Genomic DNA, 23,279 nt, shown 5'->3' with positions numbered 1-23,279 from the left:
AGGCAAAAGGGAGGATTGAGATGCTTGGCTTGATGCAGGAATGGCCGCTTCTGTGCCACAAGATCCTCGACAATGCAGCGCGCCAGCACGGCAATCGCGAGATCGTCTCGCGCTCCATCGAAGGCCCCATCGTCCGGACGACCTACACGGAGCTGAGGAGGCGTTCGCTGCAGGTGGCGCAACGGCTCGAACGCGAGGGCTTCAAGCTCGGCGACCGTATCGCGACACTCGGCTGGAACACCGCGCGGCATCTTGAGGCCTGGTACGGCACGATGGGCATCGGCGCCGTCTACCACACGCTGAATCCGCGCTTGTTCCCGGACCAGATCGCCTGGATCATGAACCATGCCGAAGACCGAGCGCTCTTTGTCGATCTCACTTTCATGCCGATCGTCGAGAAGATCGCGCCGCTGGTTCCCTCGCTGAAGAAGATCGTCGTGCTGACCGATGCCGCGCACATGCCTGCGACGGCGCTGCCGAACGTCGCCGCCTATGAGGAGTGGCTGGCCGAGGCGGACGGCGACTTCTCCTGGAAGAGCTTCGACGAGAACACCGCAGCCGGCATGTGCTACACGTCGGGCACCACGGGAGAGCCCAAGGGCGTGCTCTACAGCCACCGCTCGAACGTGCTCCACGCGATGATCGCCTGCATGCCCGACGCGATGGGCATTTCCTCGCGTGACGTCATCCTGCCGGTCGTGCCGATGTTCCATGCAAACGCCTGGGGCCTCGGCCAGAGCGCGCCGATGATCGGCGCCAAGATGGTCATGCCCGGCGGCAAGATGGACGGCGCGTCGATCTACGAATTGCTCGATTCGGAAAAGGTCACTTTCTCGGCTGCCGTGCCGACCGTCTGGCTGATGCTGCTGCAGCATCTGGAGGAGACCGGCAAGAAGCTTCCACACCTCAGGAAGGTGGTCATCGGCGGATCGGCCTGTCCGCGCGTCATCACCCAGAAATTCCAGGACAACTATGACGTCGAGGTCATCCACGCGTGGGGGATGACCGAAATGTCTCCCCTCGGAACGCTGGGCACCATGAAGCCGGAGTTCGAGGGGCTCGCCGGCGAGGGGCGGCTCAAACTGCAGGAGAAGCAGGGTTTTGCGCCGTTCGGCGTGGAGATGAAGGTGACGGACGACGCGAATGCCGAGCGTCCGTGGGACGGCAAGACGTTCGGCCGGCTCAAGGTGCGGGGCCCTGCCATCGCCCGGGCGTATTATGGCGGCGCCGGCAAGGAGCAGTTCGACGAGGACGGCTGGTTCGACACGGGTGACGTCGCCCATATCGACGAGCACGGCTACATGCAGATCACCGACCGCGCCAAGGACGTCATCAAGTCGGGCGGCGAGTGGATCTCCACGATCGATCTCGAGAACATCGCAGTCGGCCACCCGGACGTTGCGGAGGCCGCCGCCATCGGCGTCGCGCATGCCAGGTGGGACGAGCGGCCACTGCTCGTCGTCGTGCGCAAGCCCGGCAAGGAGGTCGACAAGGAGGAGCTGCTCTCCTTCATGACCGGCAAGGTGGCCAAGTGGTGGATGCCCGACGACATCGCCTTCGTCGATGAGATCCCGCATACCGCCACTGGAAAGATTCAGAAAACGGTGTTGCGGGAGCGCTTCAAGGGGTATCGCTTGCCGACGGAATAGCGGCAGCGGAGTTGAGTGGTGGCCATGGCCCTTGGCGCCGGACTGACGACAGGATTGAGGACGACGAGGATCGAGCGGCCGATGTCGCCGGGCGCCTTGTGGTCACGGCGGCTCGGCGCATTCTCATTTGTCCTGCTGGTCACCGTCGCCGTGGGACATCGCTTCGGCTTCGTCGCGACGGCCGATCTGTTCAACCTCTCCGTCGTGGTGATGGCGATTGCGGCGTGCGGGCTCGTCGCCGGCCTGATCGCCCATCGGCGCTACTGGTACTGGGGAGATCGCGGCGGTCGCCACATCTTCTGGGGCATCTTCTGGTCGCTGGCGACGCTCGTTCCGTTTCTTGTCATCGGCTACTGGTATGTCACCTATCCCAGGCTGACGGACATCTCGACGGACCTCGAATCGCCGCCGGCGATGGCCGAGGCCGCGGGCCTGCGCGGAGCGGGGATGAACCCGATCGTCGCTCCGACGCCGGAGAGCATCATCCTGCAGGCGGAAAGCTATCCGCTCATCGAGGGACGTCGCTACGAGCTGCCCGTCGATCGCGTGCATGCCGCGGTGGACGTCATTTTGGCCGGCCGCGGCTGGCAGGTCACGGCGAGCCGGGACAGCGTCGGCATGCCCTTCGAGACGAGCATCGAGGCGGTGGCTCGTTCGCCCCTCCTGGGATTTCCTGCCGACGTTGCGATCCGGCTCACGGACGAGGGGCCGTCGACCTTCGTCGACATGCGCTCCGTCTCCCGCTACGGCCGCCACGACCTCGGTGAGAACGCTGCGCGCATCGTCAACTTCCTGAGCGAACTCGACGCGGCGATGTCGTCGCAGGTTGGGGTCGTGCCCGCCGGCCAGGCGGAGGAGGCGGAGACGCCCTCCGGCGAGGAGGAGGGCCTGGCCCCGGATGTCGACGTGCCCGCGCCCCAGCCGCGGCCCGACGACTGAGGCCGTCAGTTCGAGTTGCTGGCACGCGCGCTCTGCCGGCTATTCGGCCGGTTGACGCTCCGGTGTGAGCCGCGCCGCCTCCATCGTGCGCCGCCGCTCCCGGAAGTATCCCCATTGCTGGTCGACCAGCACACCCACCAGGATGACGGTGCCCATCACCGCGAAGTTCAGCGACGACGGGATGCCGAGCAGGTTGACTAGGTTCTGCAGGATCTGGAGCAGGATCGTGCCGAGGATAACCCCGATGATCGATCCTTCGCCGCCGCGTAGGGAGAAGCCGCCGAGCACCGCAGCCGCGATGGCGTAAAGCTCGTAGAAATTGGCGTGCGAGGACGGCGACACAGAGCGCGTGTACATGGCGAAGAAGATCGCCGCGATCGCCGTCAGCCCGGCGCAGATCACATAGGCCGCAGTGATGACCACGGTCGTTCGGATGCCGGAGAATTTCGCCGCCTCCTCGTTCTTGCCGACGGCGTAGAGGTATCGCCCGAACACCGAGCGGTGCAGCACTATCCACGAAATGACGGCCACGGCCGCCAGCACGAAGATCGAAGTCGGGATGCCCCAGGGGCGCGCCACGAAGAAGTCGAGGCCCGGATAGGTGCTGCCGAACGGAAAGCCGGCGGTTGCGTCGGCCGTATAGCCGCGCGATGCGCCGCGGTAGATCAGCAGGCCGCACAGCGTCACGACGAAGGGCTGCATTCTGAGCTTGGTGATCAGGAGGCCGTGCGCCAGCCCGAGCAGCAGGCCCAGCGCCATCACGATGGCCGCCGCGATCGGCCAGGGCACGCCCAGCCGCCCCACCATGTCCACGAACAGCACGCCGAGCAGCGCGATCATCGAACCGACCGAAAGCTCGATGCCTCCGGTTATGATGACGAAGCCCTGCGCGATGGAGAACAGCCCGAACAGCCCGATCAGGTTGGCCGTGTTTGCGAGGTTGTTGGGCGACAGGAACAGCGGGTTGCGCAGGTAGACGCCGACCCCGACCACGAGGATGAGGACGAGCAGCCCGAGGTCCTTCTTGTTCACGCCGGCATTCCTCCACCGTTCGCGCTGCGGCCGACCGCGAGCATCATGACGTTCTCTTCGCTGAACCGGTCGCGCGAAAGCACGCCCGAGATCCGTCCTTCATGCATGACCGCGATGCGGTCCGAGACGCCGATGACTTCTTCCATGTCCGACGAGATCATCAGCACCGCCACGCCCGCATCGGCGAGCCCGCGCATCAGCCTGTAGATTTCGAACTTCGCGCCGATGTCGATGCCGCGTGTCGGCTCGTCGAGGATCATCACCCGCGGGTTCATGGCCAGCCACTTGGCGAGCGCGACCTTCTGCTGGTTGCCGCCCGAGAGCGAACCGGTGCGCACGAGCACGCTGGGCGTGCGGATGTCTAGCTCGGTCTTGCTTTGCTCGGCCTGGCGGATTTCGGCGGCCGGCGAGACGATGCCCGCCCGCGCATAGGCTTCGAGGTTCGGCAGCGTGATGTTCTGCGCGATCGACATGTCGAGGAAGATGCCCTCGCTCTTGCGGTCCTCGGGCACAAGGAAGATCCCGCGCGCAGCGGCGTCGCCGGTGTTACGGATGGTGATCGGCGACCGGTCGAAGATCAGCGAGCCGCCATAGATAGCGTCGATGCCGAAGATCGTGCGGGCGAGTTCGCTGCGGCCGGAGCCGACGAGCCCTGCCAGCCCTAGTATCTCCCCGCCGTGAAGCTCGAGATCCACCTGCTCGCGCGGGTAGGCGGCCGTGCGCACTCCCTGCATGGCGAGCGCAACGTCTCGCCGCTTCGTCGCCGGCGGTGAATAGGACGTCTTGAGGTCGCGGCCGATCATCATCCGGACCAGGCGTTCATGGGTCACCTCGGTGCGATCCAGCCGCCCCGCCAGCATTCCGTCGCGCAGCACCACCACGCGGTCGCAGGCGCGCTCCACCTCGTGCAGCCTGTGCGAGATGAAGATCACCGCGATGCCTTCCGACCTGAGGCTGCGGATGACCTCCAGCAGCTTCTCTGTCTCCTTCAGCGGCAAGCTCGAGGTAGGCTCGTCGAGGATGACCAGCCGCGCGTCGTAGCTGAGCGCCTTGGCGATCTCGACGAGCTGCTGCTGGGCCAGCGAAAGCTTGCGGACGGGCGCCTCCGGCCCGAAATTGGCGCCCAGCCGCTTGAGCAGCGGCGCCACCGCGGCCCGCTGCCGCTCGTTATCGACGAGGTTGAACAGGCCGTACTTGCGCGGCTCGCGGCCGATGAAGACGTTGGCGGCGACGTCGAGATTGTCGAACAGGTTGAGTTCCTGGTGCACGAAGGCGATTCCCGCACCGATCGACCCCGCGACGGTGAGCGCGTCATGGGATACCCCGTCCACCTCGATCGTGCCGCGGTCAGGCGCAATCACGCCGCCCAGGATCTTCATGAGCGTGGACTTGCCGGCGCCGTTCTCGCCGACCAGCCCGATCACCTCGCCGCGGCGAACCTCCATGTCGAGTCCCGCCAGTGCGAGCACGCCGGGATAGGACTTGCGCACCCCGGTCAGCCGCAGGAATGGCTCCTCGGTCGAAGTTGGCGGCTGCGGTGCTGCGGATGCGTCCATGAAGACCAGCGTTCCCAGTGTCGGACCGGCGGGGAGCGCCCGCGCCGGCCCGGATCGGTGATGCAGGATCAGCCGGCGCTTGCGATCTTGGCCTTCAGGTCGGTCTCGAACGCGTCGACGTTGTCCTTGTTGATGATCTTGGTCGGCACGATGATCAGCTTGTTCTCGGGCACGCCCGACTTGTCGCCCTCGAGATACTGGGCCATCAGTTTCATGCCCTGGTAGCCCCACTCGAAGGGCTGCTGGACAATCGTCGAGACGAACGAGCCTTCCTTGACCGCACCCAGCGTCACCGGATCCTCGTCGAAGGCGACGACGGTGATCTGGCCTAGCTTGCCGGAAGCCTGCAGCGCTTCGTAGATCTTGGGCGAGTTGTAGGAATAGAACCCGACCATGCAGTTGATCTCGGGGTTGGCGACGAGCACGTCGTCGACATTGGTGCGGGCCTTCGTGAAGTCCACGTCGTCGCCGCGCACGTCCACCAGTTCGATGCCCTTGCCATTGATCGCCTGCTTGAAGCCGTTGATGCGCTCGACGGCGTTGTCGGCGCCGAGGAAGCCGACGAAGCCCATGCACTTGCCTTCCTTGCCGGCCATCGCCTTCACCATCTCCTCGCCGGCCTGCACGCCGGCGTCGGTGTTGGACGAGCCGAGATAGGCGATGCGGTTGGAGGCCGGGGCGTCGGAGTCGGTGGTGAACAGCGGCACCTGGCCGGCGATCCGGTTGAACGCGTCGATCGAGTTCTTGGGATCGGCGGACGATATCATGATGGAATCGACGCCGGCCGTGACCAGATCGTCCATCAGCGCATTCTGCGCGGCTGCTGTGCCCTGTGCGGGATAGCGGAACTGGAGTTCGTAGTTCGCCAGTTCGCCCTGCGCCTTCTTGACGCCGGCTTCGGCCAGTTTCCAGAAATCGGAAGAAGCATTGACCACGAATGCGAGTTGTTTCTTGTCCTGTGCGGGCGCGGCGCCCGAAATCAGCAGCCCAGCTGCGGCGACTGCAAACAGCATACGGTATTTCATGAGTTTCCTCCTGTTGCGCCTGGTCCTGCCAGACGGTCCGATGCGTTGCGATGGTTCCTTTCTTGTCCCCAGTCCCCGTCGTTGCCTGATCGTGGCATACTGCTTCACACGCCCGCCGATTTCCAGTGGTCGGACCAGGCGTCGTGACGGTCGCCAGACTACAGCGGCGTCCGCTGCTGGCAATTCTCCGTTTTTCCGCGCATGGCCGGTTTTGTCCGGGCGGGATGTTGGCGGAGGCGGGTGCTCACACGGCGTTTGACAGCGCGATCCGCACTACGGCGACGCGATGGGTTGCACCGACGGCAGTCGTCCCAGGCCGGAACGCAACGGTTTTCGGGGAAAGGCGGTCAGGCCGGCCGGAACGCGCTGTCGATTGCGACCTCGCCGTCGACCATCACGGCTCCGCCCGCGACCAGATCCTCGAGATGCGCCAGCACCGACAGCGCGGCCGCGCCGTGCAGGCGCGGATCGGTATTGCGGTAGATCGCCCGGACCATCTCGGGGATCAGCCGGTCACCCCCCGCGATGCGTTCGAGGATCGCCCGCTCGCGCATCCTGCGATGCGCCTTCAGCCCGCGCAGGAAGGGCTGCGGGTCCGTCACTGGGCCGCCGTGGCCGGGGAAGAAGATGCGGTCGTCGCGGGCCAGCAGCTTGTCGAGTGAAGCCATGTAGTCGGACATGGCGCCATCCGGCGGCGCCACGATCGTCGTCGACCAGGCCATCACGTGATCGGCCGAGAAGAGCACGCCGGTTCCCTCCAATGCGAAGGCCGCATGGTTGGCGCAGTGTCCGGGCGTCAGCACCGTCCGTAGCGCCCACCCGTCGCCGTCGATCACCTGGTCGTCCGCCAATGCAAGATCGGGCCGAAAATCCTTGTCGCCACTGGCGTCCAGCGCGTTCGCCTCGTCGATCCGGAGGGGGCGGGCAGGGCGGTGCGGCCCCTCTGCAGCGACCACGGCCCCTGTCTCTGCCTTGAGCCGCGCCGCCAGCGGGGAATGGTCGCGGTGCGTGTGGCTGACGAAGATGTGGCTGACGGGGCGGCCCCCGATGGCAGCCAGGATGGCGGCAAGATGGGCGTCGTCGTCCGGGCCCGGATCGATAACGGCCAGCGTGTCCTTGCCAACGACGTATGTGTTGGTGCCGTGAAAGGTGAAGGGGCTGGGGTTCGGCGCCGTCAGCCTGCACACGCAGGGCGCGACCTGGATCGCCTCTCCGTAGGCAGCCTCGAATGTCATGTCGAATTCCATTCCGGTCTTGCATCCTTGGCTCGGACGACTGGCGGCCTAGCCGTTCGCTGCATCCTTTGGAAGCAAAAACAGCGGGGATGGCGTCAAAACAGGAGAGGCGGAATGGCGAAGTCTGCTCCAGCGGGGCGCGTCGCCGCACCATTTACCTGAATGGACAGGGGGCTTGAAGGACGGCCGGCCGCCTATTCTCACCGAAATGATACGAGGCTGCCCGCAGTACCGGCGCGCGCCATTTTTAGCGGGATGGGCCTGTGTTCGTCTTGTTATTCATTTTGCGTTCAGGCTCGATTTGCACTAGTTGGGGCGCCCAATTTTGGGCCGCAAGGAACTGTTTAATATGAAGTATTTGAAATACGCCGTCCTCTCTGCCAGCCTTGTCATTTCCGCTGGCGCCGCCCAAGCAGAGGACCTTGTATTCACGCTCAAGAACGGCACGAATTCCGTCCTCAACAATTTCCATGCGTCGCCGGTGGGGGTCAACAACTGGGAGGAAGACATTTTCGGCCGCCAGGCACTTGGCCCGGGTGAATCGATGGAGATCACGATCGCCGATGGCCGCTCGGTCTGCGACTACGACATGAAGTTCGAGTTCCAGGGCGACGAACTCGACACGACGACCGACACCCAGGACCTCTGCGAACTCGGCGAATACACGATCACCGAGTAAGCAGCGTCGCGATTTACGGTTTCAGGAGAACCCGCCGGTGCTCATCGGCGGGTTTTTCTATGCTGAGAGGGGGACCTTGATGCGGCACTAAATCCGCATCATCGTTCCGCCGTTCGTGAAGCCGCAACGCTTCGGCCTCTGGTGATTTGGCTGGCGTTATTGAGGAAAAGAACAAGGAAGGGGTGGCTGGGGCGCCAGGATTCGAACCTGGGAATGTCGGTACCAAAAACCGATGCCTTACCGCTTGGCGACGCCCCAACGCGCAGCGGGGCCGTCCATAGCCTTTGTGTTTGCCGCCGTCCAGAGACTTGATAGAAATCGCATTTGCTTTAGAGGGACGCGAGGCGATCGGCTTACGCCCGGAAGGCCGGTCGCGGCGCAACGGTTTACGGCTCTCCACTTGCATTCGACATCAACTCACTTTGCGACTGCGTGGCGCCGACCACTCGACGCTGCTCGGCAGAGTGTGCGGGAAGGCAACGCCTTCGTCTTCCTGACTCTGGCGCTGTGCCTGGCGGTTCCCTTCGGCGGTATCGGCATCGTCGCGTTGGGCGCGCTCTACAGCATTGCCGCGAGCCGGCTGAAGCTGGTCGTCGACGCCACGCGCCTCTATTTCACCGGGTGGCTGCGCTCCGACGCCTTTGCGCTCAATCTGCTCATCCTTGCGGTGACGCTGCTGGAACTCGCCCTCATCTACTATCACGGCGATTCCACCGGCGAATTCGAAAACCAGCTCAAGCAGTATGTCGCCGCGCTGGCGGTGCTTCTGACGATCCGGCGCTATCCGCCCGAGATCATACTATGGGGGGCGGCCGTCGGCTGTGTTCTTGCCGGCGTCGTCGCCTTGCACGACATCGTCGTGCTTGACCTGCCGAGAGCCGAAGGCCCCACCAATGCGATCCGGTTCGGCATGATCGCCGTGCTGCTGGCGATGTTCAGCTGGATCGGCGCCATTTTCGGCCGCATCCCGCTTGGGCAGCGCATGTTCATGGCCTGCGCCGCCGCGTCGGGGATCTTCGCCGTGTTCGCGTCGGGATCTCGCGGGGCGGTTCTCGCGTTGCCGGTCATGCTGCTTCTGCTCATCCCCCGCATCTGGCGCAGGTCGCGGCGGGTGGCGATCGCTGCGGCCGGCCTGTTCGTCATATTCTCGATTGCGCTTGGTCTCTGGCAGATCAGCACCCTGCGCTACGGCCTCTCCAACATGAAGACAGTGGTCGAATCGGTGGTGTCCGGCAAACGGGTGAGCGAGCATTCGACCCGCGACCGGGTGGAGATGCTGCGCCTCTCCGCCGACCTGTTCTCGGCGCATCCATGGGTAGGCGTCGGCAGCACCGGATGGGACAAGGCGGTCGCGGACCAGATCCGCACCAGCCCGCCAGGAGTGGCGCTCGACATGCCCTTTAACCAGCCGCACAATCAATACGCCAACGATCTCGCCAAGGGCGGCTTGGTGCGCGCACTCGGCGGTCTCGCCATGCTGCTGATGCCGCTGTGGTTCTTTTTGAAGCGGCACCCTTTCAAGTTCCGGCGTACGGCGCTGGCGCCGCTCCTTGGCGTGGTGACTTGCGTCGCCTATGCGATGTTCGGGCTGACCGAGGCGGTCATGGACCTCAGCCTCACCGCGTCCCTCTACGCCATACTGGTCTTCTACCTGATCGCCGCCTCGGAGGGAGCGCCTCTCTCCTCGGTGCCGAATGCGTCTGCGAGGAGTGCGTAAAGCCCGTCGCTGCCCGCAGTTTTCGGACGGCGGGCGATTTTTGCGTGGCCCCTGAACCCGATGGAATAAACATTCCCAACGGCGTCATCGCGCGCCAGCGTCTGCTTTGTTGCGCCGTGCGCTCACCGCTAGAAACTCAAGCGCGGACAGCGATTGACGCTTGGGGCTGATGGCCTCTCCGAAATCCGATCCGCGTCTGCCCTGCGCGCCGATTTGGCGTCGCGGGTAAGTGAACGTTGCGCAGGTTCGGTTCGCATGACCATCCATCTCACCCATCTCGAGCGCCTTGAGGCCGAGGCGATCCACATCTTCCGGGAGGTTGCGGCGACGTTTTCGAAGCCGGTGATGCTGTACTCGGTTGGCAAGGATTCGTCGGTGCTGATGCATCTGGCGATGAAGGCGTTCTATCCGGCCAAGCCGCCGTTCCCGTTCCTGCACGTCGACACGACGTGGAAGTTCCGCGAGATGATCGCGTTCCGCGACCGCATGGCGGCGACGCTGGGCTTCGACCTGATCGTGCACACCAACCAGGACGGGGTGGCGGCGGGCATCAACCCGTTCAACCACGGCTCCAACAAGTACACCCACATCATGAAGACGGTGGCGCTCAGGCAGGCGCTCGACGCGCACGGCTTCGACGCCGCCTTCGGCGGGGCGCGGCGCGACGAGGAGAAGAGCCGGGCCAAGGAGCGCATCTTCTCGTTCCGCAACCAGGTCCATGCCTGGGACCCGAAGAACCAGCGGCCGGAGATGTGGAGGATCTACAACACCCGCATCAACCCGGGCGAGTCGATCCGGGTGTTCCCGCTGTCGAACTGGACCGAGCTCGATATCTGGCAATACATCCTGCAGGAAAAGATCCCCATCGTGCCGCTCTATTTCGCCAAGCGCCGCCCGGTGGTTGAGCGCGACGGCATGCTGATCTTGCGCGACGACGAGCGCATGACGCTGAGGCCCGGCGAGGTACTGGAGAACCGGCTGGTGCGGTTCCGAACGCTGGGCTGCTACCCGCTGACCGGGGCGATCGATTCTGAGGCGACTGATCTCGAGGGCATCGTCGCGGAGATGCTGACGGCGACGACGTCGGAGCGGCAGGGCCGGCTGATCGACCGCGACGAGGCGGGCTCGATGGAGAAGAAGAAGCGCGAGGGGTATTTCTGATGCAGCACCTCAAGGCCACCGACATCGTGCCGGTCGACGACGTCGTCGGCGACATCCGCTCCTATCTGGCGCTGCAGGAGAAGAAGACGCTCTTGCGCTTCCTGACTTGCGGCTCGGTCGACGACGGCAAGTCGACGCTGATCGGGCGGCTGCTCTACGACACCAAGCTGATCTTCGAGGACCAGCTGTCGGCGCTGGAGCGGGACTCGAAAAAGCACGGCACCACCGGCGCCGACATCGACTTCGCGCTGTTGGTCGACGGGCTGGAGGCGGAGCGCGAGCAGGGCATCACCATCGACGTCGCCTACCGCTTCTTCGCCACGCCGCGGCGCAAATTCATCGTCGCCGACACGCCCGGCCACGAGCAGTACACGCGGAACATGGCGACCGGCGCCTCGACGGCGGACCTCGCCATCGTCCTGGTCGACGCCCGCCAGGGGGTGCTGGCGCAGACCAGGCGGCATTCGGTCATCGCCTCGCTGCTCGGCATCCGCCACATCGTGCTGGCGGTCAACAAGATCGACCTGGTCGGTTTCGACGAGGCGGTGTTCGAGCGGATCGTGGCGACCTACCGGGAGTTTGCGGCGGAGCTCGGCTTCGCCTCGATCCAGGCGGTGCCGCTGTCGGCGCGCTACGGCGACAACGTCACGGCGCGCTCGCAAAACACGCCGTGGTATGCCGGTCCGGGCCTGCTCGAGCACCTGGAGACGGTGGCCATCGACGACGACGGCGCGGCGCGGCCGTTCCGCTTCCCGGTGCAGTACGTCAACCGGCCGAACCTCGACTTCCGCGGCTTTGCCGGGACGGTGGCAGCGGGCCGCATCGCCACGGGGGATGCGGTGGTGGTGGCCAAGTCCGGCCGCGTCTCGCGCATCAGGCGCATCGTGGCGCAGGGCGGCGACCTTGCCGAGGCGGTGGAAGGCCAGGCGGTGACGCTGGTGCTGGAGGACGAGGTCGACGTGTCGCGCGGCAACCTGCTGGTCGCCGCCGACGCCCGTCCGCATGTCGCCGACCAGTTCGCCGCAAGCCTCGTCTGGTTCGACGAAAGCCCGCTGGTCGCGGGGCGATCCTACGTGTTGCGCACCGAGACCGATCAGGTCAGCGCCACGGTCACGGAGATCAAGCGCCGCGTCAACATCGAGGACATGAGCGAAGGCCCGGCCAAGGCGCTCAAGATGAACGAGGTGGGTGTCGCCAATATCTCGGCCCAGAGCGCAATCGCCTTCGACGGGTTCCGGGACAACCGGGCGACGGGCGCGTTCATCCTGATCGACAGGCTGACCAATGCGACCGTCGCCGCCGGCATGATCCAGCATCCGCTGCGTCGCGCTGGCAACATCCACTGGCAGGCCCTCGACGTCGACCGCAGCGCGCGCGCCGCGCAGAAGCACCAGAAGGCGAAGGTCCTGTGGTTCACCGGGCTCTCGGGCTCCGGCAAGTCGACCATCGCCAACCTGCTCGACAAGAAGCTCAACGCCAGCGGACGCCACACCTTCGTGCTCGACGGCGACAATTTGCGGCATGGGTTGAACCGTGACCTGGGCTTCACCGAGGCGGACCGCGTGGAAAACATCCGCCGCGTCGCGGAGGTCGCCAAGCTGATGTCCGACGCTGGCCTGATCGTCATTGTCTCCTTCATCTCGCCGTTCCGGGCCGAGCGCGGATATGCGAGAGAAATCATGGCGTCCGGGGAGTTTGTGGAGGTGTTCGTCGACACGCCCTTCGAGGATTGCGCGCGCAGGGACCCCAAGGGGCTCTATCGGAAGGCACTGGCCGGAGAGCTGAGGAACTTCACCGGGGTGGATTCGCCCTACGAAGCGCCCGCCAATCCCGACATTCATCTTGAAACTGCTGGCAAATCGCCCGAAGAGATGGTGGAAGCGATCGAAAACTGGCTGCGCGAGAAAGACCTTGCCGACGAACAGTACGACAGCGGCGGGGGCATCTGACGAGGGCCTGTACGTCGCAACCTTCGAGCGGCTGGCGCTGGAAGCCGGCCGCCTCGTCATGGAAGTCTTCAACGGCGCGATGGCGGTCGAGCAGAAGGCCGACGCCTCGCCCGTCACCGAAGCGGACCGCGCCAGCGAGCGGCTGATCCTGGAAGGCCTGCGGACCGAGTTCCCCGGCATCCCCTGCGTTGCTGAGGAGGAAGCCTCGTGCGGGCTGCTCCCTACCGAACTGGGAGACACCTTTTTCCTGGTCGACCCGCTCGACGGCACCCGCGAATTCGTCCGGCGCAACGCCGACTTCACCGTCAATATCGCGCTCGTCAGACAGGGCGTGCCCGTCGTGGGCGTCGTCTATGCGCCGGCGAGCGGACGCCTGTTTTCGGGCCGGTCCGACCATGCCGAGGCCGCAGAGGTTGGTGCAAACGGGGACGTCCTCAACCGGCATCGGATCCATGTCAGGGAAGGCGCTACGCCGCTCACCATCGTCGCCAGCCGCTCCCACATCGACGAGGAGACGCTGGCCTATCTCGGCCGCTTCGAAGCCGCCGAGATCATCTCCGTCGGATCGTCCCTGAAGTTCTGTCTCCTTGCCGCGGCGGAAGCGGACCTCTATCCGCGCTTCGGACGCACCATGGAATGGGATACTGCCGCCGGCGACGCAGTTCTGCGCGCGGCGGGCGGTGCGACGGTGACACTCGACGGAGCGCCCCTGAACTACGGCAAGACGGAGGCGAATTTCGCCAACCCGCCTTTCATTTCCTGCGGGAGACTGGCCAAGTCGCCGCTGTAAGGGTCAGGGTCGCGGGCGCGCTGATCGGTGTTCGGCGTGTTACCCCAGGGTGGGCGGCGGACTGATCTCTGGTTCAAATGGCCTCCGCGATGGATTGAAGATTGCGCTCCCCGTCAGGAAGCGAATGCAGTAGCATCTGTCGTCCGTGCCGGCCGAACGGTCGTCAACAGCAGGGGTTGTGTCGGAACTCGGATGACCATCGGCGTTGCTGCCCCGCATTTCGCCTTGTCGGCTGGAGTTGATTCATGTCTTCCGCGGACATGACCGGCTCATCCCGACCTGCGCGCTGGGGCTTGGCCGCGAAGCTCTTTGCAACCCTCGCCCTGCTTGGAGCGATAGCGGTCGTGGTGACGGGAGTGCTCGGCTACTTCCGCGCCCGCGACGCCCTCGAAAAGGCCGTTTTCGACCAACTCACCACCGCCCGTCAGACTAAGACGCGCCAGGTTGAAACCTACTTCCGTACGATCCAGGCGCAGTTGCGCCTGCTTGCCACCTCCAAGATGGTGGTCGATGCAACGCGCGAGTTCCGGATAGCGGTCGACCAGCTCGACCGGGCAGGCGCACCGCCTGAGCTGCAGCAGAAGGTCAGCGACTGGTACGCGGCGAACTTCATCCCCCAGATGACGCGCATCCTGGGCAGGGAACCAGCTTTGTCGGACTACCTGCCGGTCGGTGGTGCTCCCTACTATCTGCAGTATCACTACATTGTGGAAAATCCACAACCGGCGGAGCGGCGCAAGCTCCTCGACGACGCCGGCGACGGAAGCGACTACAGCAGGCTGCACGCTGTATTTCATCCCCTGATGCGCGCTGCGGCTACCACGGTCGGTTTTTTCGATTTCATGATCGCCGACCCTAAATCCGGGCGCCTGATCTACACTGTCCAGAAGGAGGTCGACTTCACCACGTCCCTCCAATTCGGTCCCTACCGCCGCTCCAGCGCCGCCTCGGCCGTCGCCCGCTGCGCGGAGATCGCCGACCGCTCGGCCATCTGTCTCGAGGATTTCGCTCCTTATGCACCGTCGGGCGGCGCACCGATTGCATTCATGGGTGCTCCTGTCATCGACCAGGGCGTCGTCATCGGCGTGCTGATTGCGCAATTGTCTAACGATGAGATCGACAATGTCGTCACCGGCGGCCGCCGTTGGCGGCAGGAAGGATTCGGCGACACAGGCGAGGCCTACCTTGTCGGACCCGACCACCTGGTGCGCTCTGCCCCGCGGACGTTCTACGAAAACCGGGAGGACTATTTCGCCGAACTCAAGTCCGTTGGCAGCTCGGACGAGGAGATCAGTGACATTCAACGGTATGGTACTCCAGTTCTCCACCAGCGCATCGACACTCAGGCTACCCGGGCTGCGCTCGCCGGTGTCGAGGGTACTGGCGAGATCATTGGATACCGTGGCGTCCCGACACTCGCTTCGTGGGGCCCACTTGCGATTCCCGGCGTCAAATGGGCGCTCGTCGCCAAGATCGACAGTGCCGAGGCCTTCGCTCCTATCGCCCAGCTCCGCAGGGATCTGCTCGTCGTCGGGGGACTGGCGCTGCTGATGGTGGTCGCCACGGCGGCCTGGCTGTCGCGTGCGCTGCTCGGACCGCTGCGCGAACTCACCGCAGGCGTCAAACGCTTCGCTGCCGGCGACTACGGGGCCAGCGTGCCGGTCCGCACGCGCGACGAGATTGGCCAGCTCTGTCTAGCCTTCAATGGCATGGTCGACGATCTGCGCGAAAAGAATGTCGTGATCGAGAACAAGAACCGTGAGAACGAGGAGCTGCTGCTCAACGTCCTGCCTGCTCCGATCGCCAACCGGTTGCGCGGTGGAGAGGAAGGGATCGCCGACGGCTTTGCCGAGGTCACGGTAGCCTTCGCGGACCTGGTCGGCTTCACGGCGCTGTCATCGGAGATGCCGCCGTCCGAAGTCGTGACGTTTCTCAACGGGTTGTTCACACGATTCGATGTCGCCGCCAGCGACCTCGGGATCGAGAAGATCAAAACTGTGGGCGACGCCTATATGGCGGTGTGTGGCCTGCCCGTTCCGGTGGCCAACCACGCCGAGCGCATGGTGCGCATGGCCATCCGCATGGTCCACATTACCCGCGAGCACGCCATGGAGCACAACGTCTCGATGAAGATCAGGGTGGGCATCAACAGCGGGCCGGTGGTGGCCGGCGTCATCGGCAAGAGCAAGTACATCTATGACCTGTGGGGCGATACCGTCAATCTCGCGAGCCGGATGGAATCAGGCAGCATCCCCGACGCGGTTCAGGTGACACGCGCCGTCTATGAAAAACTCAAGGATCAGTTCGTGTTCGAGGCGCGCGGTCCCGTCCAAGTCAAGGGCAAGGGGCAGGTAGAGGCCTGGCTTTTGAGGTTGTAGCCCCTCTGATCCCGGTAACCGAAACCGCCTTCGCCGACGGCTCGAGGCGCCAGCGCTACTCCGCCGCGATCGGCGCTGCCTGGGTCTCGAGGAAGCCGCGGATCGTGTCGGTGATGCGATCCTGGTCGGATGTCGACAGATAGGGATGCATCGGCAGGCAGAGGATGCGCGACGGCAGGGTTTCGGAAACCTGCAGGCCGGTCGGCGTCTGCGGGTACTTCTTGTACGCGACCTGCTCGTGGAGTGACTTCACGTAGTAGATGACGGACGGGATCTGCTTGCTCTGCAGATGAGCCTTCAGCGCGTCGCGGTGCGACGTCTCGATGGCGTACTGCGCCCATGCGGAGCGGTGGCCGGCCGGAACATGCGCGACCTTGACGACGTCGCCGAGGCCCTCGGCATAGCGTTTGGCCACTTCCTGCCGGGCGATCATCTCATCCTCGAGGATCGCGAGCTTCTCGATCAGGATCGCCGCCTGCAACGTGTCGAGACGGGAGTTCAGGCCGACATGGACGTTGTCGTACTGGGTCTCGCCCTTGCCGTGGAAGGCGAAGGAGCGCAGGCGGTCCGCCAATGCGTCGTCATTGGTGAACATCGCGCCGCCGTCGCCGTAGCAACCGAGCGGCTTGGCCGGGTAGAAGCTCGTTGAGCCGACATGGGCCATGCTCCCGCACATCTTGCCGTGCGCCTTGCCGCCGATCGACTGGGCGGCGTCCTCGATCACCAGCAGGTTTTCGCGCTCCGCAATCTTCGTAATCGCGTCGTAGTCCGCGGCAAGGCCGAATAGGTCGACCGGGATGATCGCCTTTGGCCGCAGCCTGCCTTCCTTCTTCACGGCGGCGATCGCCGCCTCGAGGCTGGCGATGTCGATGTTGTAGGTGTCAGGATCGATATCGATGAACACCGGCTCGGCATGTGCCAGCGCGACGACTTCCGCCGTGGCGGCGAAGGTGAAGCTGGGCACGAAGACGGCGTCGCCCGGGCCAATGCCGGCGGCGAGCAGGGGGAGCAGCAGCGCGTCCGTGCCGTTGGCGCAGGCCACGACATGCTTCACGCCCACATAGGCGGCCAGCTGCTTCTCGAATTCGGCGACCTGGGGCCCGAGGATGTAGCGGCCGTCGTCCACAACGTTGTCGATCGCTGCGCGCAGCTTTTCCCGAATGCGGTCGCGTTGTGCCCCGAGGTCGATGAACTGCATGAAATCTTCCTAAGCCTAGCCCGATTTGGCGCGGGAGATACCAGAGTTGGACGAGGCGAGATAGGTCGGCGGGCTTGGTCACCGCTGAGGCAGCTCCCGCGTCTGTTACCGGCATATAAGCCGGCTTTCGCAAAAAATTGTTCAATTGCAGAGAGTTACGCGGCGCCTGCCGGCGCGGCAGTGCGGTCGCACGCATTCGGCAACATAAATTGATCGGATGGCGGCGCTAACGCAGCGCGTTTCAGGCGAGTTCCTTGCGCCACGGCGGATTGGCGCCGGCGCGCGCGACGGTCACGGCGGCAGCATCCGCGCCGAGCGACAGGGCGGCACGGATCTGACCTTCGGTGAGCCCGGCGACCGCATCCTTGGAGAGCAGTCCCTGTTCGTTCAAGGAGGCGAGCACGCCGGCGTTAAAGGTGTCCCCGGCGCCGACCGTGTCGACCACCTCGACCCGTTTGGCGGCGACCGTCACTACATGCTGGTTCGTATAGGCGGTGGCGCCCTTGCTGCCGCCGGTGATGATGACGAGCTTGGGCCCGCTGTCCAGCCAGCGCGCCGCGATCTCCGCAGGTGAGCCGGTCTCGCCGAACCAGACGAGGTCGTCGTCCGAGAGCTTCACGATGTCGGCCATGGCCATCATGCGCCGCATGCGGCCGAGATGCTTCTCCTTGTCGGTGATGAAGTTCGGGCGGATGTTCGGATCGAACATCATCACGCGCGCCTCGTGCTCCCGCCGCATCAGCGCCTCGTAGGCGGAGCCGCAGGGCTCGGGGATCAGGCTGATGGCGCCGAAGAGCATGGCGTGCACGGGCTCGGTGAGGCTCGGCAGGTCGGCCTCCGAAAGCATGCGGCCGGCGGTGTTCTCGTCGTAGAAGGTGTAGGTTGCATGGCCGTCGACCAGACGCACGAATGCCAGTGTCGTCGGACGGTCGGAGACGGGCGCGTAACGCGAGCCGACATTGCTTGCGGCCAGCACCTCGCGGAGCTGCTCCCCGAACAGATCGGATGACAGGCCCGAAAAGAACTCGACCGGTGCGCCGAGGCGACCGAGCGCGATCGCGCTGTTGAACACGGCGCCGCCCGCATAGGGCGCGAAGGACGGTTCGCCCTGGGTGCTCACGCGTGGCAGCATGTCGATCAGAGCTTCGCCGCAGCAGATGATCATGGTGGGGTGCCCCTGTCAGTTCCCGAGCATCATGCTCCGAGCGCATAGTTCGGCGGCTTGCCGGTTGCAACGGTCTCGTGGTGGCAGGGCAGGGGCGTCGGCCGGCATCGGTCAGTTCCGCTTGGCAAGCAGGCCGGCGCCGATCAGGAAGCGTTCGGACAGCGGCAGGCTGGCCGCGCCGAGCGCGCGGGCGTGGATGCCGACGGTGCCCTCGCGCACTACGGGTAGACGCAGCCCCTCCACATCGATCTTCGCGATGGCGCCGCTCACGGCCGCCACCAGCCGGGCGCGGATCGCGGCAGGCATCCAGCCGTCGATGACCGCGGCCTCGAAGTCGATCACCGAGGCGGCCGACACGATCGCGTAGGCGAGCGCTTCGGACGCCTCGTCGAGCCATGCCTCCAGATCGTCGCCGACATCTCCCCAGTCTTCCGGCGAAGTCCACAGATGCGAGCCGTCGACGCCGCGCCTGTTCAACATCTTCTCCAGCATCGCGATGGAGGCGATGTCGATGAGTTGGCGCATACGCCCGTCGCGGCACGGGACCGGCATCGAGCCGAGCGCGCCGGCGTTACCCGACGGCCCGTCAAAGAGCCGTCCGTCGAGCACCACGCCGCCACCGGCGAAGGCGCCGATGTAGAAATAGACGAAGTCGCGCACGCCGGTCTTTTCACCGAAGACCAGTTCGGCGCCGCAGGCGGCGGTGGCGTCATTCTGGAGGTAGACCGGAAAGTCGAACTCGGCGCGCAGCTCGGCCTGGATGTTACGGTCGCGCCATTCGGTCATCGCCTCCCGTGGCGCGTTAATGGCGTCCGCCCAATTCCAGAGTTCGAATGGCATTGCGATGCCGAGGCCCGCGATGCGCGTGGCCTGTTCATCGGTCAATTCACGCCGCGCCCGGGCGATGCCATTGCGGACGAACTCGACCGTGGCTTGCGGAACCGGATAGCGGTACGGAAACTGCTGCATCGAGCGGACGTTGCCGAGGAAGTCGATGAGTACCAGTTCGGCGCTGCGGCGTCCGATTTTCAGGCCGAGGAAATAGGCGCCGTCGGGGTTGAGCGCCATCGGCACCGAGGGTTGGCCGATGCGGCCGCGGATCGGCTCCTGGCGCACCAACAACCCTTCCGCCTCCAGCTCTCGCATGATGACGGAGACGGTCTGGGCCGAGAGCCCGGTCGTGCGCGCGATGTCGGACTTGGCGAGCGGCCCGTGCTGGCGCACGAGCGAGAGCGCGAGGCGCTCGTTGTAGTCACGCATTCCGCTCTGGTTGGTCCCGCGGATACGGCTATCCAAAAGCTCGGACGGTCCCTGCCTGGGGTTGCCCACCTCCACAAAATCCTCCAGTCTATCGTCGTCGCACCGCTAAACCATGCGGGGGACGGGATCGCAAGTCAATACTTAAATAAGAGTGATTTATTTATTGACAGGCGATCCAGAATGGTGTTGGTGAATACGGGCCAAGGTCGGCCGGCCGGGCGGTGCGGGAGGCGCTACCGGCGTGAGTTCTTGTTCTTCTGGGAGGATAGTCGTGAGCAGGAAAACGCTTCTCAAATCAACTGTCTTTGCGGCGACCGCAGTCGCGTTGGCCGCCATCTCGATGCCGGCCTCCGCGCAGGAGGTCGGTGCCTGCCTGATCACCAAGACGGATAGCAATCCGTTCTTCGTGAAGATGAAGGAAGGCGCCACCGCCAAGGCGCAGGAACTCGGCGTTTCGCTGAAGTCCTATGCCGGCAAGATCGACGGCGACAACGAAAGCCAGGTGGCTGCCATCGAGACATGCATCGCCGATGGCGCCAAGGGCATCCTGATAACTCCTTCCGATACGAAGGCGATCGTTCCCTCGGTTCAGAAGGCGCGTGCGGCCGGCATCCTGGTCATCGCGCTCGACACCCCGCTCGAGCCGATCTCCGAGGCCGACATGACGTTCGCCACCGACAACCGCCAGGCCGGCATCCTGATCGGCAAGTGGGCGGCCGCCACCCTCGGCGACAAGGCCAAGGACGCCGTCATCGGCTTCCTCGACATCAATCCGTCGCAGGTGACCGTGGACGTCCTGCGCGACCAGGGCTTCATGCAGGGCTTCGGCATTGATGTGAAGGACGAGAACAAGATCGGCGACGAGGACGATCCGCGCATTGCCGGCCACGACTACACCGACGGCAACGAGCAGGGCGGTCTCCGTGCGATGGAGAACCTGCTGCAGGTGAACCCGAACATCAACGTGATCCACACCATCAACGAGCCTGCCGCGGCGGGCGCCTACCAGGCGCTGAAGGCGGTCGGCAAGGAGAAGGACGTGCTGATCGTGTCGGTCGACGGCGGCTGCCCGGGCGTCAAGAACGTCGCGGAAGGCATCATCGGCGCGACCTCGCAGCAGTACCCGCTGGTGATGGCGGCGATGGGCATCGAGGCGATCAAGAAGTTCGCCGACTCCGGCGAAAAGCCGAAGGCAACCGAAGGCAAGGACTTCTTCGACACCGGCGTCACCCTCATCACGGACAAGCCGGCATCCGGCGTCGACTCGATCGACACCAAGGCCGGCCTGGACAAGTGCTGGGGCTGATGCCGTCGCACTGAAGGAGCGTAGTGGGGAGGGCGGCAAGGTCCGCTCTCCCACACGCTGCGGCGTTGGCCGACGGATACGCGGCCTCGTCATCTTGAATTGATTGCCCTGGCACGGAGGGAAGCGACGCTCTTCGCCTGGCGCCGGAATCGCAAGCGATCATTTGCGGCGCTCGCATGACGCATGAAGAGTGGGGCCAACTCCGCACCACGGAAAAGGTGGGATAGGCGCGATGAGCACATCGGAAGGCGGCCACACGGTCGAGAGCGTACTTAGCCAGAGCGACACGTCGGTGGCCTCCTTCGAGGAACACGGCAACAGCGTCGTCAGGAAAATACAGAACTACCTGCACACCAATCCGGCGGCCGTCCCGCTGATCGTGCTGGTCATCTCGCTGATCGGTTTCGGCGTGCTACTGGGCGGCAAGCTGTTCTCGGCCTTCACGCTGACGCTCATCCTCCAGCAGGTCGCGATCACGGGCATCATAGGCGCGGCGCAGACCCTCGTCATCCTTACCGCCGGCATCGACCTTTCGGTTGGCGCCATCATGGTGTTGAGCTCGGTCGTGATGGGACAGTTCACCTTCCGCTACGGGCTGCCGCCGGTGCTGTCGATCCTGTGCGGCTTCGCCGTCGGCGCGTTCTGCGGCTGGGTCAACGGCATGCTCGTTTCCAAGATGAAGCTGCCGCCTTTCATCGTGACGCTGGGCACGTGGCAGATCATTCTCGCCATCAATTTCATCTATTCGGCAAACGAGACCATCCGCTCGCAGGATGTGGACGCCACCGCGCCGATCCTGAAATTCTTCGCCAATGATCTGCGGGCAGGGGGCGCGGTGTTCACCTACGGCGTGATCGCCATGGTGCTTCTGGCGATCCTGCTCTGGTACGTGCTCAACCACACGGCCTGGGGCCGCCATGTCTATGCGGTCGGCGACGATCCGGAGGCGGCCGAGCTTTCGGGCGTTCGCACCCAGCGCGTGCTGATACAGGTCTATACGCTTGCCGGCGTCATCTGCGCCTTCGGGGCGTGGGTGCTGATTGGCCGCGTCGGCGCCATCTCGCCGACCTCGGGCGCATTCGCCAACATCGAATCCATCACGGCCGTGGTGATCGGCGGCATCTCGCTGTTCGGCGGCCGTGGATCGATCCTGGGCATGATTTTCGGCGCCCTCATCGTCGGGTTGTTCTCGCTGGCGCTTCGCCTGCTGGGGACGGACCCCCAGTACACCTACATGATGATCGGCGTGCTCATCATCATCGCAGTTGCAGTCGATCAATGGATCAGAAAGGTCGCGGGCTGATGGCAACCGAACCTCTCCTCACGACGCGCGGGCTGGTGAAGCGGTACGGCCGCGTCACCGCGCTCGACCACGCGGATTTCGACCTCTATCCCGGTGAGATCCTTGCGGTGATCGGCGACAACGGCGCGGGAAAGTCCTCGCTGATCAAGGCCATATCGGGTGCAATCACGCCGGATGAGGGCGAGATCGTGCTGGACGGAAAGCCGGTCCACTTCACGACGCCGATGGCGGCGCGCGAGGCGGGCATCGAGACGGTGTACCAGAACTTGGCCCTGTCACCGGCGCTCTCCATCGCCGACAACATGTTCATGGGGCGTGAGATCCGCAGGCCGGGGGTTGCGGGCTCGTGGTTCCGGCAACTCGACCGCTCGGCGATGGCCAAGATCGCGCGCCAGAAGCTCACCGAACTGGGATTGATGACGATCCAGAACATCCACCAGCCGGTCGAAACGCTGTCGGGCGGCCAGCGACAGGGCGTCGCCGTGGCGCGTGCCGCGGCCTTCGGTTCCAAGGTGGTGATCATGGACGAGCCGACGGCGGCGCTCGGCGTCAAGGAATCGCGCCGCGTGCTGGAACTGATCCTCGACGTGAAGAAGCGCGGCCTGCCGATCGTGCTCATTTCGCACAACATGCCGCATGTCTTCGAGGTCGCGGACCGCATCCACATCCATCGGCTCGGACGAAGGCTGTGCGTCGTCGATCCGAAGCAGATCTCAATGTCGGACGCCGTCGCACTGATGACCGGCGCGAAGAAACCGCCCGAGGAGGCGCTCGCGGCCTGACGAGGCGTCGGCTCCGCCTTCGCCGATCGGGGCCGACGCGGTTCGGCATTGTACTTTGTAATCGATTGAATCCGAGACCGGACCGGTTAGAACAGGGAAGGGAGGAGCTTGTCATGCGGGTCTGCCAGACGCTTTCCCGCAAAAATTGTCGAGGC

Annotated in this window: 18 protein-coding genes and 1 tRNA gene; 11 read left to right on the top strand and 8 right to left on the bottom strand. The window is 64.8% G+C overall.

Translation table 11 applies throughout. The features are described 5' to 3' along the window. Nucleotides 1-20 precede the first annotated feature (20 nt). Together PD284_RS19265 and PD284_RS19260 are read left to right on the top strand one after the other, a co-directional pair. The gene (locus tag PD284_RS19265) at nt 21-1,649 is read left to right on the top strand and encodes a fatty-acid--CoA ligase (RefSeq protein ID WP_274629752.1); all 1,629 of its coding nucleotides are present in this window, start codon (nt 21-23) and stop codon (nt 1,647-1,649) included. A 24-nt stretch (nt 1,650-1,673) separates the two neighbouring features. After that, nucleotides 1,674-2,588, top strand: a complete 915-nt coding sequence (locus PD284_RS19260; protein ID WP_274630703.1) for a DUF1499 domain-containing protein — start codon at nt 1,674-1,676, stop codon at nt 2,586-2,588. Nucleotides 2,589-2,627: 39 nt separating this feature from the next. On the opposite strand, the gene PD284_RS19255 is transcribed toward PD284_RS19260, so the two are convergent. The 4 genes from PD284_RS19255 to PD284_RS19240 form a co-directional block, all read right to left on the bottom strand. After that, nucleotides 2,628-3,620, bottom strand: a complete 993-nt coding sequence (locus PD284_RS19255; RefSeq protein WP_274629751.1) for an ABC transporter permease — start codon at nt 3,618-3,620, stop codon at nt 2,628-2,630. After that, nucleotides 3,617-5,176, bottom strand: a complete 1,560-nt coding sequence (locus tag PD284_RS19250; protein WP_274629750.1) for a sugar ABC transporter ATP-binding protein — start codon at nt 5,174-5,176, stop codon at nt 3,617-3,619. The genes PD284_RS19255 and PD284_RS19250 overlap by 4 nt, the downstream gene beginning before the upstream one ends. Before the next feature lie 68 nt (nt 5,177-5,244). Beyond that, the gene (locus PD284_RS19245) at nt 5,245-6,201 is read right to left on the bottom strand and encodes a sugar-binding protein (RefSeq protein WP_274629749.1); all 957 of its coding nucleotides are present in this window, start codon (nt 6,199-6,201) and stop codon (nt 5,245-5,247) included. Between the two features lie 347 nt (nt 6,202-6,548). After that, complete coding sequence (locus tag PD284_RS19240) at nt 6,549-7,436, bottom strand: MBL fold metallo-hydrolase (RefSeq protein ID WP_274629748.1); 888 nt, start codon at nt 7,434-7,436, stop codon at nt 6,549-6,551. Between the two features lie 349 nt (nt 7,437-7,785). Here PD284_RS19240 and PD284_RS19235 point away from each other — a divergent pair, with 349 nt between their 5' ends. Continuing rightward, nucleotides 7,786-8,115: a hypothetical protein gene (locus PD284_RS19235; RefSeq protein WP_274629747.1), complete on the top strand. Its 330-nt coding sequence runs from the start codon at nt 7,786-7,788 to the stop codon at nt 8,113-8,115. Between the two features lie 183 nt (nt 8,116-8,298). Here PD284_RS19235 and PD284_RS19230 read toward each other — a convergent pair. Next, nucleotides 8,299-8,373, bottom strand: a tRNA-Gln gene (locus PD284_RS19230). A gap of 208 nt (nt 8,374-8,581) precedes the next feature. On the opposite strand from PD284_RS19230, the gene PD284_RS19225 reads away from it, so the two are divergent. From PD284_RS19225 to PD284_RS19205, 5 genes are all read left to right on the top strand, one after another. Further along, nucleotides 8,582-9,832: an O-antigen ligase family protein gene (locus PD284_RS19225; protein WP_274629746.1), complete on the top strand. Its 1,251-nt coding sequence runs from the start codon at nt 8,582-8,584 to the stop codon at nt 9,830-9,832. A 255-nt stretch (nt 9,833-10,087) separates the two neighbouring features. Next, nucleotides 10,088-10,993 (top strand): sulfate adenylyltransferase subunit CysD, encoded by a 906-nt coding sequence (gene cysD, locus PD284_RS19220; RefSeq protein WP_274629745.1) that lies wholly within the window; start codon nt 10,088-10,090, stop codon nt 10,991-10,993. Continuing rightward, nucleotides 10,993-12,942: a sulfate adenylyltransferase subunit CysN gene (cysN, locus tag PD284_RS19215; protein WP_274629744.1), complete on the top strand. Its 1,950-nt coding sequence runs from the start codon at nt 10,993-10,995 to the stop codon at nt 12,940-12,942. The genes cysD and cysN overlap by 1 nt, the downstream gene beginning before the upstream one ends. Continuing rightward, nucleotides 12,905-13,732, top strand: a complete 828-nt coding sequence (cysQ, locus tag PD284_RS19210; RefSeq protein ID WP_274629743.1) for a 3'(2'),5'-bisphosphate nucleotidase CysQ — start codon at nt 12,905-12,907, stop codon at nt 13,730-13,732. The genes cysN and cysQ overlap by 38 nt, the downstream gene beginning before the upstream one ends. 245 nt (nt 13,733-13,977) lie before the next feature. Further along, nucleotides 13,978-16,110, top strand: a complete 2,133-nt coding sequence (locus tag PD284_RS19205; protein WP_274629742.1) for an adenylate/guanylate cyclase domain-containing protein — start codon at nt 13,978-13,980, stop codon at nt 16,108-16,110. A gap of 55 nt (nt 16,111-16,165) precedes the next feature. Here PD284_RS19205 and PD284_RS19200 read toward each other — a convergent pair whose 3' ends face one another. From PD284_RS19200 to PD284_RS19190, 3 genes are all read right to left on the bottom strand, one after another. Beyond that, entirely contained in the window at nt 16,166-17,308 is a 1,143-nt protein-coding gene (locus PD284_RS19200) for a DegT/DnrJ/EryC1/StrS family aminotransferase (protein WP_274629741.1), read from the bottom strand. A gap of 241 nt (nt 17,309-17,549) precedes the next feature. Next, nucleotides 17,550-18,473: a carbohydrate kinase family protein gene (locus PD284_RS19195; protein ID WP_274629740.1), complete on the bottom strand. Its 924-nt coding sequence runs from the start codon at nt 18,471-18,473 to the stop codon at nt 17,550-17,552. 111 nt (nt 18,474-18,584) lie between these two features. Further along, nucleotides 18,585-19,808 carry an ROK family transcriptional regulator gene (locus PD284_RS19190; RefSeq protein ID WP_411956233.1) on the bottom strand — a complete coding sequence of 408 codons (1,224 nt, stop codon included), beginning with the start codon at nt 19,806-19,808 and terminating at the stop codon, nt 18,585-18,587. 265 nt (nt 19,809-20,073) lie between these two features. Between PD284_RS19190 and PD284_RS19185 the strand changes: the two genes are divergently transcribed. The 3 genes from PD284_RS19185 (at nt 20,074) to PD284_RS19175 (ending at nt 23,124) form a co-directional block, all read left to right on the top strand. Next, nucleotides 20,074-21,039, top strand: coding sequence for a sugar ABC transporter substrate-binding protein (locus PD284_RS19185; RefSeq protein WP_274630702.1), 966 nt, complete (start codon nt 20,074-20,076; stop codon nt 21,037-21,039). Between the two features lie 232 nt (nt 21,040-21,271). Beyond that, complete coding sequence (locus PD284_RS19180) at nt 21,272-22,342, top strand: ABC transporter permease (protein WP_274629738.1); 1,071 nt, start codon at nt 21,272-21,274, stop codon at nt 22,340-22,342. After that, nucleotides 22,342-23,124 (top strand): ATP-binding cassette domain-containing protein, encoded by a 783-nt coding sequence (locus tag PD284_RS19175; RefSeq protein ID WP_274629737.1) that lies wholly within the window; start codon nt 22,342-22,344, stop codon nt 23,122-23,124. Before PD284_RS19180 ends, PD284_RS19175 begins: the two co-directional genes overlap by 1 nt. The last annotated feature ends 155 nt before the right edge of the window (nt 23,125-23,279 follow it).

The sequence above is a fragment of the Mesorhizobium shangrilense genome (assembly GCF_028826155.1).
In the GTDB taxonomy this organism is placed as follows: Bacteria; Pseudomonadota; Alphaproteobacteria; order Rhizobiales; family Rhizobiaceae; genus Arvimicrobium; species Arvimicrobium flavum.
This window is presented reverse-complemented; position numbering and strand designations above follow the sequence as displayed.